15 protein-coding genes are annotated in these 15,306 nt (G+C 60.2%); 7 read left to right on the top strand and 8 right to left on the bottom strand.

Going from position 1 to position 15,306, the window contains the following annotated elements:
• Positions 1 to 126: 126 nt before the first annotated feature.
• Complete coding sequence (locus tag HU731_RS24590; protein WP_186608100.1) at positions 127 to 783, bottom strand: thiopurine S-methyltransferase; 657 nt, start codon at positions 781 to 783, stop codon at positions 127 to 129.
• A gap of 103 nt (positions 784 to 886) precedes the next feature.
• Between HU731_RS24590 and HU731_RS24585 the strand changes: the two genes are divergently transcribed.
• A complete protein-coding gene (locus HU731_RS24585) occupies positions 887 to 1,654 on the top strand; it encodes a DODA-type extradiol aromatic ring-opening family dioxygenase (protein ID WP_186608101.1) in 768 nt (255 codons plus the stop codon).
• Between the two features lie 542 nt (positions 1,655 to 2,196).
• Here HU731_RS24585 and HU731_RS24580 read toward each other — a convergent pair.
• Positions 2,197 to 3,870 carry a DEAD/DEAH box helicase gene (locus HU731_RS24580; RefSeq protein ID WP_003189900.1) on the bottom strand — a complete coding sequence of 558 codons (1,674 nt, stop codon included), beginning with the start codon at positions 3,868 to 3,870 and terminating at the stop codon, positions 2,197 to 2,199.
• A 423-nt stretch (positions 3,871 to 4,293) separates the two neighbouring features.
• Between HU731_RS24580 and HU731_RS24575 the strand changes: the two genes are divergently transcribed.
• Positions 4,294 to 5,085 (top strand): crotonase/enoyl-CoA hydratase family protein, encoded by a 792-nt coding sequence (locus HU731_RS24575; RefSeq protein WP_186606178.1) that lies wholly within the window; start codon positions 4,294 to 4,296, stop codon positions 5,083 to 5,085.
• Between the two features lie 133 nt (positions 5,086 to 5,218).
• On the opposite strand, the gene HU731_RS24570 is transcribed toward HU731_RS24575, so the two are convergent.
• Positions 5,219 to 5,974, bottom strand: coding sequence for a spermidine synthase (locus tag HU731_RS24570; RefSeq protein ID WP_186606177.1), 756 nt, complete (start codon positions 5,972 to 5,974; stop codon positions 5,219 to 5,221).
• Positions 5,975 to 6,097: 123 nt separating this feature from the next.
• Between HU731_RS24570 and HU731_RS24565 the strand changes: the two genes are divergently transcribed.
• The gene (locus HU731_RS24565; protein WP_186606176.1) at positions 6,098 to 7,444 is read left to right on the top strand and encodes a class II 3-deoxy-7-phosphoheptulonate synthase; all 1,347 of its coding nucleotides are present in this window, start codon (positions 6,098 to 6,100) and stop codon (positions 7,442 to 7,444) included.
• A 119-nt stretch (positions 7,445 to 7,563) separates the two neighbouring features.
• On the opposite strand, the gene HU731_RS24560 is transcribed toward HU731_RS24565, so the two are convergent.
• Both HU731_RS24560 and HU731_RS28860 read right to left on the bottom strand, forming a co-directional pair.
• Positions 7,564 to 8,784: a winged helix-turn-helix domain-containing protein gene (locus HU731_RS24560; RefSeq protein WP_186606175.1), complete on the bottom strand. Its 1,221-nt coding sequence runs from the start codon at positions 8,782 to 8,784 to the stop codon at positions 7,564 to 7,566.
• A gap of 44 nt (positions 8,785 to 8,828) precedes the next feature.
• The gene (locus HU731_RS28860; protein WP_044274555.1) at positions 8,829 to 9,035 is read right to left on the bottom strand and encodes a DUF1127 domain-containing protein; all 207 of its coding nucleotides are present in this window, start codon (positions 9,033 to 9,035) and stop codon (positions 8,829 to 8,831) included.
• Between the two features lie 70 nt (positions 9,036 to 9,105).
• Between HU731_RS28860 and HU731_RS24550 the strand changes: the two genes are divergently transcribed.
• Complete coding sequence (locus HU731_RS24550) at positions 9,106 to 9,987, top strand: LysR family transcriptional regulator (protein WP_186606174.1); 882 nt, start codon at positions 9,106 to 9,108, stop codon at positions 9,985 to 9,987.
• Here HU731_RS24550 and HU731_RS24545 read toward each other — a convergent pair.
• The gene (locus HU731_RS24545) at positions 9,977 to 10,726 is read right to left on the bottom strand and encodes a sulfite exporter TauE/SafE family protein (RefSeq protein WP_014717671.1); all 750 of its coding nucleotides are present in this window, start codon (positions 10,724 to 10,726) and stop codon (positions 9,977 to 9,979) included. The genes HU731_RS24550 and HU731_RS24545 overlap by 11 nt on opposite strands.
• Positions 10,727 to 10,834: 108 nt before the next feature.
• On the opposite strand from HU731_RS24545, the gene HU731_RS24540 reads away from it, so the two are divergent.
• The 3 genes from HU731_RS24540 (at position 10,835) to HU731_RS24530 (ending at position 13,380) form a co-directional block, all read left to right on the top strand.
• On the top strand, positions 10,835 to 11,785 hold the full coding sequence (locus HU731_RS24540; protein ID WP_186606173.1) for a LysR family transcriptional regulator: 951 nt from the start codon (positions 10,835 to 10,837) through the stop codon (positions 11,783 to 11,785).
• A gap of 81 nt (positions 11,786 to 11,866) precedes the next feature.
• Entirely contained in the window at positions 11,867 to 12,319 is a 453-nt protein-coding gene (locus HU731_RS24535) for a MarR family winged helix-turn-helix transcriptional regulator (protein WP_186606172.1), read from the top strand.
• A 641-nt stretch (positions 12,320 to 12,960) separates the two neighbouring features.
• Positions 12,961 to 13,380, top strand: a complete 420-nt coding sequence (locus HU731_RS24530; protein WP_010176159.1) for an organic hydroperoxide resistance protein — start codon at positions 12,961 to 12,963, stop codon at positions 13,378 to 13,380.
• Between the two features lie 66 nt (positions 13,381 to 13,446).
• On the opposite strand, the gene HU731_RS24525 is transcribed toward HU731_RS24530, so the two are convergent.
• Positions 13,447 to 14,019 carry an elongation factor P gene (locus tag HU731_RS24525; RefSeq protein ID WP_003172723.1) on the bottom strand — a complete coding sequence of 191 codons (573 nt, stop codon included), beginning with the start codon at positions 14,017 to 14,019 and terminating at the stop codon, positions 13,447 to 13,449.
• 49 nt (positions 14,020 to 14,068) lie between these two features.
• On the bottom strand, positions 14,069 to 15,202 hold the full coding sequence (gene earP, locus HU731_RS24520; RefSeq protein WP_186606171.1) for an elongation factor P maturation arginine rhamnosyltransferase EarP: 1,134 nt from the start codon (positions 15,200 to 15,202) through the stop codon (positions 14,069 to 14,071).
• Positions 15,203 to 15,306: the final 104 nt, after the last annotated feature.

Genomic DNA, 15,306 nt, shown 5'->3' with positions numbered 1-15,306 from the left:
TGCCTGCTGATTTTCACCGCTCTTGCTCGCGAAAAACCTCAACGATTACACGTACATTCTGAATGAACGCGGCGCCTGTGAGTTTTTCGCGAGCAAGCTCGCTCCTACAAAAAAGCAAAAGCCCTTTCAGCGCCGGGTCAGCCGATAAGCACGCTCTTCAAGGCGGGTAACACCGTCCTGCAGGAACTTCCCGCTCTCCCCCAGAATATCCCGCTCCTCCAGCCGCTCCAACGCCCAATACGATCCCAGCAGCACCTGCGCCTCCTCGTCCGAAACAGCAAAGGGCGGACCGGCCTTCTGCGTTTGGTCGTAATCAAGAGTAATCAGCAACCCCTGGCAGCCTGAGGGCAGCAAGGCATTCAGGTGCTCGGCGTATTGCGCACGCATCAGCGGCGGTAAGGCAATTAATGCCGCGCGGTCATAAACGGCGCTGCAACCGGCCACTGCCTCAGCATCCAGACTGAAGAAATCGCCACACCACAGTTCGATCTGGCCCGCCTGGTAGACCTTGAAGCCGCCCTTCTGACTGACGTGCGGCACAAGCTCCTGCTCGCTGAAAAACGCCTGAACCGCCTGCTCCGACAGCTCCACGCCCATTACCGGGAACCCCTGGCTCTTGAGCCATACCAAGTCCAGGCTTTTGCCACACAACGGCACCAGCACCTTTGCCCCTTCGGCCAACCCCAGCCCTGGCCAATGCCGCTGCAAATAGGGGTTAACCTCGCGCTGGTGGAAACCGATCTGATTGCTCGCCCAGCGGTCCTGCCAAAATTCAGGCTGCATGAATCACTCCGAAAATTCGATCAAAAGGCGCTAAAACTTATATTAGATTTAGATCGATGATCTGATTGAAGATGGCTCCATCTTAACCCTCAGGACCCTGCTCATGCTCCCCAGCCTGTTTATCTCCCACGGCTCGCCCATGCTGGCCTTACAACCCGGCGCCAGCGGCCCTGCGCTGCGGCGCCTGGCCGCCGAACTGCCACGGCCCAAAGCCATTGTGGTGGTGTCGGCGCATTGGGAAAGCCCGGAACTGCTGGTCAGCGGCAGTGCTGCCCCCGAAACCTGGCACGACTTTGGCGGCTTCCCGCGTGAGCTGTTTGCGGTGCAATACCCCGCGCCGGGTGACCCACAGCTGGCCAGTGAGATTGTCGAACTGCTGCACGCCGACGGTCTGGCTGCCAGCATTGATGAACGTCGGCCTTTCGACCACGGCATCTGGGTCCCGCTGTCGCTGATGTACCCGGCAGCAGATATTCCGGTGGTGCAAGTCTCCTTGCCCAGTCGCATGGGCCCGCCCCTGCAGACCCGTGTCGGGCATGCACTCGCCAGCCTGCGTGAACAGGGTGTGCTGTTGATCGGCTCCGGCAGCATCACCCATAACCTGGGCGAACTGGATTGGCGCGCCGGGCCGGAGACGATCACCCCGTGGGCGCGGGAGTTTCGCGACTGGGTGGTCGACAAACTGGCGACCAATGACGACGCCGCCTTGCATGACTATCGCCGCCAGGCGCCCCATGCCGTGCGCAGCCATCCCAGCGATGAGCACTTGCTGCCACTGTATTTTGCGCGGGGTGCGGGCGCAGATTTCAGCGTGGCGCACCAAGGCTTCACGCTGGGCGCCCTGGGCATGGATATCTATCGCTTTGGCTGACGCCGTCATACCTTTTGAAGCTGGCTTGCCTGCGAAGACGGCCTGACAGTCAACACAGCTGGACCGTGTACATATCCATTCCTGCGGTAACGGCCACCTAGGGTTCCGCTCTGACAGCGGCTCACTTTTGAAAAGCGCAAAAGTAAGCAAAACGCTCTTGCCCCACCACTCGGCACCTCGCCTAGGCTCGGTGTGCCCGTAATCCGCCAGTGATTTGGGGGGCCGCCGCCACGCGCCGTCCATGGCGCGGGGCGGCTAAACCGGCATCCCTGCCGGTTTACCCCCCAAATCCCTGTCGAATTCCGGCCAGCGTGGTTTAACGGGGCGCCTAAGATCAAGATCAAAAGCAGATCAAGAGCGGCTCGCTTCGCATCGTGGTTACCGTTTGCTGCGACAGCCTACAAAGTTGTGTAGATACCTATGGCTATGGCAGGCAAGCCAGCTCCCCCAGTTGATCGCGTCGAAGACTAAAACAGGAGGCAAAAAAAATCCCCGAACCAGTCGGGGATTTTTTATGTGCGATCAACCAGCCCAGAGGCGGATCAATCTTCGCGGTAGCGACGCAGCTTGAGCTGCTTACCGGCAACGCGAGTGTCTTTGAGCTTGGTCAGCAGTTTTTCCAGGCCGTCTTCCGGCAGCTCCACCAGGGAGAAGCTGTCACGCACCTGGATGCGACCGATGGCTTCACGTGCCAGGCCACCCTCGTTGAGGATAGCGCCCAGCAGGTTCTTGGCAGCGATACCGTCACGCGCACCCAGCGCGGTACGGCAACGAGCACGGCCTTCAGCCAATGGCACTGGAGCACGACGCTCGCGGTCACCACGGTCTGGACGGTCACCGGAACGCTCTGGACGATCACCGCGTGGCGCGCTGTTCGGAACCAGTGGACGTTCTTTTTCGATGGCTGCCAGGGTCAGGGCCTGACCGTTGGTGGCTTTGCGCAGCAGGGCTGCAGCCAGGGCACGCGGGGTGCAACCGATATCGGCGGTCAGGCGGTCCAGCAGGTCGCCGTGGGTCGATTCAGCGTCAGCCACCAGTGGCGCCAGGCTGTTGGTCAGTTTCTTGATGCGCGCATCGAGAACGGCCTGGGCATCCGGCAGGCGGACTTCGGCAACTTTCTGGCCGGTAACACGCTCGATCACTTGCAGCATGCGGCGCTCACGTGGAGTCACCAGCAGCAATGCACGGCCTTCGCGACCGGCACGGCCGGTACGGCCGATACGGTGAACGTAGGACTCTGGATCGTAAGGCATGTCAACGTTGAACACGTGGGTGATACGTGGAACGTCGAGGCCACGTGCGGCAACGTCGGTCGCTACAACGATGTCCAGACGGCCATCCTTGAGGGAGTCGATCACGCGCTCACGCTGGTTCTGGGCAATGTCGCCGTTCAGCGCAGCGGCTTTGTAGCCTTTGGCTTCCAGGGCGCTGGCCAGGTCCAGGGTCGCTTGCTTGGTGCGCACGAACATGATCAGGGCGTCGAAGTCTTCGACTTCCAGCAGGCTCAATACAGCCGAGGTCTTCTGGTCAGCGTGAACCAACAGGTGAGCCTGTTCGATCGCGGTAACGGTCTGGGTCTTGGTCTGGATCTTCACGTGCTCCGGATCGCGCAGGTGGCGTTCGGCAATGGCACGGATGGACTGCGGCAGGGTAGCCGAGAACAATACGGTCTGACGGGTCGCTGGCAGTGCCTTGAAGATGACTTCCAGGTCATCCATGAAGCCCAGCTTCAACATTTCGTCAGCTTCGTCCAGAACCAGGTGGTTCACGGTCGACAGAACTTTTTCGTCACGACGCAGGTGGTCGCACAGACGGCCCGGAGTGGCGACAACGATCTGTGCGCCATTACGGATTGCCTTGAGTTGTGGGCCCATAGGCGCGCCGCCGTAAACGGCCACAACAGTTACACCCGGCATTTGCTTGGCGTAGGTTTCAAAGGCGGTTGCTACTTGCAGCGCCAACTCACGGGTTGGCGCCAGGATCAGGGCTTGCGGCTCGCGCTTGGCAGGATCGATGCAATGCAGAATAGGCAGGGCGAACGCGGCGGTTTTACCGGTACCGGTTTGCGCCTGGCCAATCATGTCCTTACCGGCCATGATGATCGGGATCGATTGCTGCTGAATCGCCGAAGGTTCTTCGTAGCCAGTCGCTGCGACGGCTGCAAGAATATTCGGGTTAAGATTAAAAGCGGCGAAGCCGCCGGTTTCCTGGGTCATGGGTCTGCCTCTAAGTGCATCCGCAAAGACCCATGCTCCAAAGCTGCGCATGCCGTGTTGAGACTCAAGAGTCGCCCTGGCTGCTTTGTCGGCGGGGATTTGCGAAAACGAATGAATGAAAAAGATTCGTCAAGGAAGAGTCCGCTGTGCGGACGTGCAGCCGAAGCTGACTTCGGGGAATTGCGCTACCTAAACGCGGCCCGGTTAAAGGCCGGCGCGCACTATACCGGAAATAGCTGAAAAAGGGAGCTTTTTTTATCGCCAAGCACCGATAAAGCGCACTGCGTCACGCGTTTTGCAGATCCGTGCGCCAGGGTCTATTTTTCAGAGGCCCGGCCCTGTTGGTCATCACGCTTAAACGGTTCACCCAACCATTGAGACCCTTTGGTCTGAAACCTTACCCGCGCCCCGAGGGTACACCCGATGAATCAAGCCAGCAGTAGCCGTGTCAGCCGCGCACTTGAGGGCCATGTTCTATTGCTGGGCCTGGACCGTGTGGCCAAACGCAACGCCTTCGACCTGGATTTGCTCAATGAACTGAGCCTGGCCTATGGCGAATTTGATCGAAACGATGACGCACGGGTGGCCGTGGTATTTGCCCATGGCGATCACTTCACCGCAGGACTGGACCTGGCCAGTGTCAGCGGCGTAATGGCGGGCGGCTGGCAACCGCCGCTGGGAGGGTGCGACCCGTGGGGGGTGTTTGCCGGCCCGCGCGTGAGCAAGCCGGTGATCGTCGCGGCGCAGGGGTACTGCCTGACCATTGGTATCGAGTTGATGCTGGCGGCGGATATCAACCTCTGCGCCAGCAATACCCGCTTTGCACAGATGGAGGTGCAACGCGGGATCTTTCCATTTGGCGGCGCGACATTGCGCTTTCATCAGATTGCCGGCTGGGGCAATGCGATGCGCTGGCTGCTCACCGGCGACGAATTCGACGCCCATGAAGCCCTGCGCCTGGGGTTGGTGCAGGAAGTGATGGCCAGTGAAGACCTGCTGCCCCGTGCCATTGAGTTGGCCAACCGCATTGCGCGCCAGGCGCCGCTGGGTGTGCAGGCCACGTTGATGTCGGCACGGCTGGCACGTATGGAAGGTGAGGCTGTCGCAGCCGCTGCGCTGCCACCCATGGTGGATAAATTGCTTAACAGTGAGGATGCCAAGGAGGGGGTGCGGGCGATGGTCGAGAAGCGGCCGGGGGTGTTCAAGGGGATTTGAACGAACTGAATTAGCGGTCGGCAGTGAGGGCCTCTTCGCGGGCAAGCCCGCTCCCACAGGGGACTGCATTTCAACAGAGAATGCAATTCAACTGTGGGAGCGGGCTTGCCCGCGAAAGCGTCCGAACGGGCAATTAAGTAGCCGGCCGAATCGCCTTGATCAACGGCTGCAACGAATACCCCAACCGCGGCGCCAAAGCTTCTGCGCGGGCTGACAGCGCCTCCAGGTCCAGCTCCTGATCCAGCTCCGAGGGCACCAACAGAATCACATTGCCCTCCTTCACCGGCAGCTCCCAGTAATGCCGGTGGTACAACCCACGCAGCAACGCCGCCCCCAACGGTTTGCCGTCATCAGTGGCCCATTGGTTGATCACCAGCCAGCCGCCGGGGTTGAGTTTCTTCTGGCAGTTTTCCAGAAAGGTCCAGGCCAGATGCCCCACGCCTGGGCCGACATCGGTGTAGAGATCGACGAAAATCAGATCGGCCGATTCGGCACTGTCGAGCAATTGCAGCGCGTCACCAATGCGGATGTACAAGCGCGGGTCGTCATCCAGCCCCATATATTCAATCGCCAGGCGCGGCACATCGGGGCGCAGCTCAATGGCTTCGACATCTTCCAGCGCCAGGAACTTGAGGCATGCCTGGGTCAGCGTGCCCGCGCCCAGGCCGAGGAACAACGCACTCTCCGGCTGCTCATGGCACAACGCGCCGATCAGCATCGCGCGGGTGTAGTCGTACTCCAGCCAGCTCGGGTCAGCGGTGAACACACAGCTTTGCTCGATGGCGTCGCCGAATTCGAGAAAGCGGTAATCATCCACTTCAAGCACGCGGATCATGCCGAAATCATCATGGACCTCGGCCAGCAGGCGCTCGACACGCTCCTCGCTCATCATTACTCCTAAAGGGTCTACCGCAAGGCAAAGGCGCGATTGTCGGCCAAGCGGTAGCAACAGGTCACGCACTAATTGCTGCTAATATTGACGCCCGAACATCCACCAACAAACGAGTTCATGATGAGCCAACCCTGGAGCCCCGAAAGCTGGCGCGCCCTGCCAATCCAACAACAACCCCAATACCCGGATGCTGCACACTTGCTGCAAGTGGAGCAGAACCTGGCGAGCTATCCTCCCCTGGTGTTTGCCGGGGAAGCACGCGAATTGCGCCGTCAGTTTGCCGAAGTGACCCAGGGCCGTGCCTTCCTGCTGCAAGGCGGTGATTGCGCCGAGAGCTTCGCCGAGTTTTCCGCCGCGAAGATCCGAGACACCTTCAAGGTGCTGCTGCAGATGGCCATTGTCATGACCTTCGCCGCCGGCTGCCCAGTGGTAAAAGTCGGGCGCATGGCCGGACAGTTCGCCAAGCCACGTTCGGCCAACGATGAAACCATCGACGGCATCACCCTGCCTGCCTACCGTGGCGATATCGTCAACGGCATCGGCTTCGACGAAAAAAGTCGCGTGCCAGACCCGGACCGCTTGGTACAGTGCTACCACCAGTCCACCGCCACCCTCAACCTGCTACGCGCCTTTGCCCAGGGCGGTTTCGCGGATCTGCACCAAGTGCACAAGTGGAACCTGGACTTTATCGCCAACTCCGCCCTCGCCGAAAAGTACAGCCAACTGGCCGACCGCATCGACGAAACCCTGGCCTTCATGCGCGCCTGTGGCATGGACGATTCGCCGCAATTGCGCGAAACCAGTTTCTTCACCGCACACGAAGCGTTGCTGCTCAACTATGAACAAGCCTTCGTGCGCCGCGACAGCCTGACCAACGACTACTACGACTGCTCGGCGCATATGCTGTGGATTGGCGACCGCACCCGTCAGTTGGACGGCGCCCATGTCGAGTTCCTCCGCGGGGTGAACAACCCGATCGGCGTGAAAGTCGGACCGAGCATGAACCCCGACGACCTGATCCGCCTGATCGACATCCTCAACCCGGATAACGACCCTGGCCGCCTCAACCTCATCGCCCGTATGGGCGCAGGCAAGGTCGGCGACCATCTGCCCAACCTGATCCGCGCCGTACAGCGCGAGGGCAAGCAAGTGCTGTGGAGCAGCGACCCGATGCACGGCAACACCATCAAGGCCAGCAGTGGTTACAAGACCCGCGACTTTGCGCAGATCCTTGGCGAAGTGAAGGACTTCTTCCAGGTGCACCAGGCAGAAGGCAGCTATGCCGGCGGGATCCATATCGAGATGACCGGGCAGAACGTCACCGAATGCATCGGCGGCGCACGGCCAATTACCGAAGATGGCCTGTCGGACCGCTATCACACCCATTGCGACCCACGGATGAATGCCGATCAGTCGCTGGAGTTGGCGTTTCTGATTGCCGAGACCTTGAAACAGGTTAAACGCTGACGCTTTATCCAAGGTTTTTTGTAGGAGCGAGCTTGCTCGCGAAAAACTCAAAGGCACCGCGTTTATTCAGGAAGCACGCGGTATCGTTGACGTTTTTCGCGAGCAAGCTCGCTCCTACATTATTCCTGGTTCAGCATCGCTGCCCTTAACCGGGCAGCACTGGGCCGCTGGCAATTGAGCTGGACCTGTTCCAGCCCTAGCCAGTCGGCCATCTTTCGCAGGTTCAATGCCAGCGCCAGCATGCCTTCCTCATCCAGCCCAGGTTCTTCCTCGTGCACGGCATGCACGGCCAGGCGAGCATGGGCACGCTCGGCCCGCAGGTCGACGCGCGCGGCAATGCGCTCATTGTGTAGAAACGGCAACACGTAATAGCCATACACGCGCTTTTCTTGCGGGGTGTAGATCTCCAGCCGATAGCGAAAGTCGAACAGGCGCTCGGTGCGGCTGCGCTCCCATATCAGCGAATCGAACGGTGACAACAATGCACTGGCCGGTACGTTGCGCGGCAGTTTCGGCTGCGCCAGGCAATACGCGGGTTGCTTCCAACCCCGCACCTGGCACGCCAGCAGTTGCCCGTCCTCGACCAGCTCGGCCAAGCGGTTGCGGCTGTCGGCGGGCTCGAGGCGAAAATAATCGCGCAGGTCTTTTTCGGTGGCGACACCCAATGCCGTCGCACTGTGCAATAGCAAGCCGCGCTGCGCTTGAGCCTCACCCATGGAGACATTGAGCACCTCGGCGGGGATAACGCGTTCGGGCAAATCATAAAGTCGCTCAAACCCCCGACGACCAGCAACCGTGACCAAGCCTGCGGCGAACAGCCATTCCAGCGCGTGCTTTTCATCACTCCAGTCCCACCAGGGCCCGGCACGCTCCTCGCGGGTCGACAAGCTGCCAGCGCCCAAGGCGCCCTGCTGTTCGACGGTGCGCAACACGCGCTGGATCGTCGCCTGCTGTTCACGGCCAAAACGCGCCATCTGCGCATAGATCCCCTGCCCTTGCCGGGCGCGATCCATGCGCCAACCCATCAGCGGGTACAGCGCCATGGGCAGCAGCGACGCCTCGTGCCCCCAGTATTCGAACAACGAGCGCCGCCGCCCCTGGCTCCAGGCGGCTTGCTCAAGAATTGACGGGGAATAATGGCCGAGGCGGGAAAAAACGGGCAGGTAATGGGAACGCACCAGCGCATTGACCGAGTCGATCTGTAAAACGCCCAGGCGTTCGATCAGGCGGTTGAGGTGCGCAGCCTTTATCTGTGCAGGCGCCTGGCGCCCGGAAAATCCCTGGGCTGCCAGTGCCATGCGTCGAGCTTGCTTGAGTGAAAAACACAGGTCGGCGGGCATGGCAATCTCCATAGAGGCTCGCCCCTACCCTACTGCATCCTGGTTTATTTGCGCAGCGGGTCTTCCCAGAAATGCCGATGGCTTTCCTGTTCTACATCGGCGCGATTGAGCCCGATGTCCTTGAGCGCGTCATCGCTCAGGGTCGCCAGCATCTGGCGCTCCTGATGCAACAGCTGCCAACGCGCGAACGTGTGAAACAGCCCGGAAAGCGGCCATTTGCCTGTCGATATGAAACCTTTCTGACCTTTCATCTTCTCGCCCTCCCGTGGGGATGACGACAGTGTGTGCCTGGCATTATGATCAATCAAACGAATGTTTCTTATGCAATACATCTCGGAGATTGATCAATTGTCCGCCTATCCCAGCATCGACACAGACGTGCTGCGCACCTTCGTCGCCATTGCCGACCAGGGCGGTTTCACCCGCGCCGGCGAGCAGGTCAACCGCACGCAGTCGGCAGTGAGCATGCAGATGAAGCGCCTGGAAGAGGACGTGTTGCAGCGCAAACTGTTCGAGCGCGATGGCCGGCAGGTACGGCTCACGCCCGAAGGCCAGGTGCTGTTGGGTTATGCGCGGCGCATCCTGAAATTGCACAGCGAGGTGTTCAATACCTTGCGCGAGCCCCACATGGTGGGCTTGGTGCGCATCGGCACGCCGGATGACTACGTGATGCGCTTTCTGCCCGGCATCCTTAAGCAGTTTTCCAAAGCCTACCCACTGATTCAGATCGAAATGCACTGCGAAGCATCGACCGTATTGATGCAGCGGCGGGACCTGGCGCTGACCGTGATCAGCCGCGAACCTGGAAACGATCTGGGTGAGTTATTGCGTACCGAACGCATGGTGTGGGCAGCATCGCCGTGCTTTTGTGTGGACGAGCACGATGCCCTACCCCTGGCGGTGTCCGGCGACGAGTGCCTGTACACCCATTGGGCACGGGCCGCACTGGACGCGGCTGGGCGAGATTATCGCTTGGCCTATCACAGCTCTAACGGAGCAGCGATCCTGGCGGTGGTCAGTGCGGGCCTGGCGGCGATGGTCAGCATGGAAAGCCTGGTCACCGACGACCTGCGCGTGCTCGGCAGCGACGAAGGCTTCCCGCCTTTGCCGTCGATGAACCTGCGCTTGCTGCGTAACCCACAGATGACATCACCGATCACCGAATGCCTGGCAGACTACATCGTCGAAGGCTTCAAACTTTGAAGGTCAGCATCACCGCGCACACCACCAAAAAGCCACAGAACAGGCCGCGCAACAGACGCTCCGGCAAGGCATGGGCCACTTTCACGCCCCAACTGATACTCAGCAGGCCACCCACCGCCAGCGGCAGGCCGATCATCCAGTCCACCTCGTGGTGCCAGGCATAGGTAACCAGGGTCACACCGGTGCTGGGCAACGCCAGGGCCAACGACAGACCTTGGGCCACTACTTGCGTAGTGCCGAAGACACTGGTGAGTACCGGCGTGGCGACCACCGCGCCGCCGACCCCGAACAGCCCGCCCATGGAGCCGGATGCCGCGCCCAGGACGCCAAGCCAGGGCCAGGAATAACGCATTTGTGCGGTGGGCGGCGCATTGCGAGTGAACATGCGCAGCAGGTTGTAGGCAGACAACGCCACCAAGAAAGCGATAAAACCAATGCGCATGGCGCCCGCATCCAGCCCCACCGCCCAGATCGACCCCAGCCAGGCGAAGCAAAAGCCCGTTACACCCAGGGGCAAGGCGTGACGCAACTCGATGCGGTTACGCTGATGATAGCGCCACAGGGCGAGCATCACATTGGGCACCACCATGACCAAGGCGGTGCCTTGGGCGATCTGCTGATCCAGGCCGAACAACACGCCGAGTACCGGGATAGCAATCAGCCCGCCGCCAATGCCAAACAGCCCACCCACGGTGCCCAACGCCGCACCCAATGCCAGGTACATCACTAAATCCCACACCGCTCGCTACTCCGCCATTTCATGCTTGGCATGCTACGCAGTCGGCCCTGGCGCGGAAACGCACAGCAACGCACAATGGCTGTGCCAATCTCGCATAAGCGTTGAGCCATGAACCCCAACACCTTGACCGACCAACTGAGCCTGTTTCTGGATGTACTGGAAGCCGGCAGCTTTTCCGCCGCCGCGCGTCGCCATCCGCTGACGCCTTCCGCCGTGGCGCGGCGTATCGACAGCCTGGAAAGCTCAGTGGGCAGCCGCTTGTTCCAACGCAGCACCCATGCGGTAGTGCCCACCTCGGCGGGCCTGGCCTTTGCCGAACGGGCGCGACGGATTGTCAGTGAGTTGCAGTTGGCGCGAGCCGAAGCCGTCTCGCTGAGCCATGCGCCGGAGGGGTTGATCCGGGTCGATGCGCCCGCAGCGTTCGGCCGACGGCACCTGGCGCCGGTCATTGCGGACTTTTTGAGCCTGTATCCAGGCCTGGACGTGCACCTGCATTTGATCGACAGCTTTGTCGATATGCAGGGCGCGCATCTGGGCAAGGTCGATCTGGTTCTGCGCGCCGGGCATATTGTCGACACCCGGCTGATCGCTACGCCGTTGGCAAGTATCGTGCGTATCGCCTGTGCCAGCCCCGCGTACCTGAAAAGCCGCGGCACGCCGGCCCATCCTCGGGAGCTGAGCGAACATGACGGCCTGGACTGGGACGGGCTCGCGCCGATGTTCGCCTGGCGCTTCGAACTGGATGGGCGCCGCACCACCTATCGCCCGCGGCGCATCCGCATGAGCGCCAACAACGCCGAAGCCCTGCTCTCGGGCGCGCTCGCCGGGCTGGGCATCGCGCACCTGCCGACCTGGTTGGCCAGTGAATACCTGGTGCGCGGCGAATTGTTGCCGCTGTTTTGTGAAGACGGTTTGCCCAGCCCGGAAACCGCCGGCATTTATGCGCTGCGCCTGGAACAGCAGCCCAATGCCCGCAGCCGGTTGCTGCTCGAATACCTCAAATCCCGTTTCAGCCCGGTACCGCCTTGGGATCTGGCATTGCAAAGTGGCCTGGTCTGACGCCGAGGGCAATAATTATCTGGCGCATTAAAGATTTGCCCGCTAGATTCCAGCCCATACATGCTTTTTCGAGGCGCCCCCATGAGCAAAAACCCTGATCCTTGCGAATCGCTGCTGCTGGACAACCAGCTGTGCTTCGCCCTGCACTCCACTTCATTGCTGATGACCAAGGTCTACAAGCCGCTGCTCCAAGCCATCGGCCTGACCTACCCGCAATACCTGGCCATGATGGTGCTGTGGGAAGAGGATGAGTTGACCGTCAGCGAAATCAGCAGCCGCCTGCTGACGGACCCGGGCTCCATGACACCACTGCTCAAGCGCCTGGAAGCCGAGGGTCTGCTCAGCCGCACCCGCAGCCGTGAAGATGAGCGGGTGGTGGTGGTGGAACTGACCGATGCCGGGCGAGCCTTGCAGGAGAAGGCCAAGGATGTTCCGCAATGCATCCTGGGCGCCAGCGGGATGGCGCTGGAGCAATTGCGCAAGCTGCAAGGCGACCTGATCGCGCTGCGCACTAATCTGCAAACCAGCCTCTGAAACCCTAGCCCCTGCATTACACACACTCAAAAGTGGGAGCTGGCTTGCCTGCGATGACGGCCTGCCAGCCGACACCTCTCTACCTGACACCCCGCAATCCAATTGTGGGAGCGGGCTTGCTCGCGAAGGCGGCCTGACAGTCAACACAGTTGGATTGTGTACATATCCATTGCTGCGGTAACGGCCACTTAGGGTTCCGCCCTGACGGCGGCTCACTTTCGAAAAGCGCGAAAGTAAGCAAAGCGCTCTTGCCCCACCACTCGGCACCTCGCCTAGGCTCGGTGTACCCGTAATCCGCCAGCGTGGTTTGACGGGGCGCCTAAGATCAAGATCAAAAGCAGATCAAGATCAAGATCAAGAGCGGCTCGCTTCGCATCGTGGTTAGCGTCTGCTGCTACAGCTACAAAGTTGTGTAGATACCTAGGCTGCGATGGCGGCGAATCAGTCAGTATTTTCAGGCTGACACACCGCAATCGCAGGCAAGCCAGCTCCCACTTTTTTGCTCTGCGGCGCCCTCAAATTTTTCAATCATCCAAAAATCTGAAAATTTAACTTGCGCACTAAACATTAGCGCTATACATTCACTCCACCAACTACTTAGCGCGCAAATGTTTAGCGCTAAAACACCAGAGGAACGCCCCATGCAAACGCTCTACACCGCAGTAGCCACCGCCACTGGCGGCCGTGATGGTCGCGCTGTTTCCAGCGACAATATCCTCGACGTAAAACTGTCGACTCCAAAGGAGTTGGGCGGTGCCGGTGGCCAGGCCACTAACCCCGAGCAATTGTTTGCTGCCGGCTACTCTGCTTGCTTTATCGGCGCACTGAAATTCGTGGCCAGCCAGACCAAACGCAAAATCCCGGATGACGCCTCGATCACTGCCCACGTTGGCATCGGCCAGATCCCTGGCGGCTTCGGCCTGGATATCGACCTGCACATCAGCCTGCCAGGCCTGGCCCAGGATGACGCGCAAAGCCTGGTCGACGCTGCGCACCAAGTCTGCCCGTACTCCAACGCCACCCGTGGCAACGTTGATGTGCGCTTGCATGTAACGGTCTGATAAACAGACGCCCATGAAAAAGCCCGACTCAAGGTCGGGCTTTTTTTCGTATCGCCGGGGCCAGAATTACTTCTTGGCGCGACCTTTGTACGAACCACCTTCGCGGGTGTCGATCTCGATCAGGTCGTCGATTTCGATGAAATCGGCCACTTGCAGTTCGGTACCGTTGCTCAGCTTGGCAGGCTTCATCACCTTGCCGGAAGTGTCGCCGCGAGCGGAGCCTTCGGTGTAAGCAACCTTACGCACGATGGTGGTCGGCAGTTCTACGGAAACCAGGCGCTCTTCGAAGAAGATCGCTTCGCAGACGTCTTCCATGCCTTCTTCGATGAACGGCAGAACGGCTTCGATATCTTCAGCGTTCAGCTCGTACATGGTGTAGTCAGTGGTGTCCATGAACGTGTAGGTGTCGCCGCTGATGAAGGACAGGGTCGCTTCTTTGCGGTCGAGGATCACATCGTCCAGTTTGTCATCGGCGCTGTAGACGATCTCGGTCTTGTAACCGGTCAGCAGGTTCTTCAGCTTGGTCTTCATGATTGCGCTGTTACGACCAGACTTGGTGAACTCAGCTTTCTGAACCAGCCAAGGGTCGTTTTCGAGACGGATCACTGTACCGGGTTTCAGTTCTTTACCAGTTTTCATTGCGTATATCCGAAATTTGGATGGGATTGACAAAAATCAAGGTGGCGTATCATATCCAACTTTCATAAAACTGTACCAGCGCCGTCGCAAGATCGGCCTGCAAGCCTTGTTCCAGACACCAGTTCTGCGCGTGCTGGCTGACCTCGGGCCAATGTTCCAGCAGCATTTTCCAGGACTGTGCCATATCGCCATCAGCGTTCCAGGCTTGCCAGAGCGTGACGACGGCAGCCTTGGCGGCTGGCGAAAGTGCGGCGGTGTACAGTTCCAGGAAGGCATCGAGCTTGTCCAGGTGGATGTCTTCGTCCTGGCGGTAGATGTGCCACAGCAATGGCCTGCCCGCCCACTGGGCACGCACGAATGAGTCTTCGCCACGCACGGCATTGAATTCACAACACCACAGCAACTGGTCATATTGCTCCTGGCGCACGAACGCAATGACCTGCACGGTCAGCGCGCCACGCACCTGGATGTCGCCTGCGGACAAGCTGTTCACCCCCAGCCAGCGTTGCACATCCCCCAGAATGCGCCCTTCCGGCACCAGCAAGTGCGTCCCACGCCCATCGGCTGCCAGCACGTCGAGCCAGCCGGCCAAGCCGTGATTCTCATAGGCAAACAGCGACATCAAACGCGCACCGGCCGTCGGAGCAACGCCCAGGCTTTGCAGGAACCGTCGCTGCGCGACGTCATCCTGCTGAAATGCCTGGCGGCGCTCCAACAAACCAGCTTCACGCAGCAGGCCGCCGGTGCCAGGGCGAAAACCGGGGAAGAAAAAGTATTTTTGCACGCCCTTGTACTTGACCGAAGGCAAGCGATGGCAGCCCACCACCCAGTCTTCGGCGCTGAGGTAATCCAGGTTCATCCACAATGGCGCACGCTCACGCTCGGCCATGCGGTCCATGTATTCAGGCGGTAGCTGGCAGGCGAACGCGGCAATCACCACATCGGCAGGGTGTGCGCCTGGCCATTCGGCCGGCCAGTGACGCACTTGCACGCCCTCTTGCCATTGCTGGCCCACCTGCACATCAATGTCCGGGCACATGCGTTCGAAGGCGCGCAGGTCGTCGACCCACAAGCGCACGTCACAGCCATGCTCCACCACCAACTGCCGGGCCAGGCGCCAGGTCACGCCGATGTCGCCGTAGTTGTCGACGACACTGCAAAAAATATCCCAGCGGGCTTTCATTCCGGGCTCCATCGATCAAAGGTGAGATTGTCCGCATAAATGCACGGATGCAGAAGGCTTGATCGCGATTATTCTGCACGGAGGCTGTGCGACAATCACCGCCA

The organism is Pseudomonas salmasensis (genome assembly GCF_014268375.2).
GTDB classification, from domain to species: Bacteria; Pseudomonadota; Gammaproteobacteria; order Pseudomonadales; family Pseudomonadaceae; genus Aquipseudomonas; species Aquipseudomonas salmasensis.
The sequence above is the reverse complement of the archived record's forward strand: the minus strand, read 5'-3'. Positions and strand labels throughout refer to the sequence as shown.

Excerpts from the sequence above, each read along its gene's own strand:
- HU731_RS24590 (WP_186608100.1), bottom strand. The coding sequence starts at position 783 with ATGCAGCCTGAATTTTGGCAGGACCGCTGGGCGAGCAATCAGATCGGT.
- HU731_RS24585 (WP_186608101.1), top strand. The coding sequence starts at position 887 with ATGCTCCCCAGCCTGTTTATCTCCCACGGCTCGCCCATGCTGGCCTTA.
- HU731_RS24580 (WP_003189900.1), bottom strand. The coding sequence starts at position 3,870 with ATGACCCAGGAAACCGGCGGCTTCGCCGCTTTTAATCTTAACCCGAAT.
- HU731_RS24575 (WP_186606178.1), top strand. The coding sequence starts at position 4,294 with ATGAATCAAGCCAGCAGTAGCCGTGTCAGCCGCGCACTTGAGGGCCAT.
- HU731_RS24570 (WP_186606177.1), bottom strand. The coding sequence starts at position 5,974 with ATGAGCGAGGAGCGTGTCGAGCGCCTGCTGGCCGAGGTCCATGATGAT.
- HU731_RS24565 (WP_186606176.1), top strand. The coding sequence starts at position 6,098 with ATGAGCCAACCCTGGAGCCCCGAAAGCTGGCGCGCCCTGCCAATCCAA.
- HU731_RS24560 (WP_186606175.1), bottom strand. The coding sequence starts at position 8,784 with ATGCCCGCCGACCTGTGTTTTTCACTCAAGCAAGCTCGACGCATGGCA.
- HU731_RS28860 (WP_044274555.1), bottom strand. The coding sequence starts at position 9,035 with ATGAAAGGTCAGAAAGGTTTCATATCGACAGGCAAATGGCCGCTTTCC.
- HU731_RS24550 (WP_186606174.1), top strand. The coding sequence starts at position 9,106 with ATGCAATACATCTCGGAGATTGATCAATTGTCCGCCTATCCCAGCATC.
- HU731_RS24540 (WP_186606173.1), top strand. The coding sequence starts at position 10,835 with ATGAACCCCAACACCTTGACCGACCAACTGAGCCTGTTTCTGGATGTA.
- HU731_RS24535 (WP_186606172.1), top strand. The coding sequence starts at position 11,867 with ATGAGCAAAAACCCTGATCCTTGCGAATCGCTGCTGCTGGACAACCAG.
- HU731_RS24530 (WP_010176159.1), top strand. The coding sequence starts at position 12,961 with ATGCAAACGCTCTACACCGCAGTAGCCACCGCCACTGGCGGCCGTGAT.
- HU731_RS24525 (WP_003172723.1), bottom strand. The coding sequence starts at position 14,019 with ATGAAAACTGGTAAAGAACTGAAACCCGGTACAGTGATCCGTCTCGAA.
- earP (WP_186606171.1), bottom strand. The coding sequence starts at position 15,202 with ATGAAAGCCCGCTGGGATATTTTTTGCAGTGTCGTCGACAACTACGGC.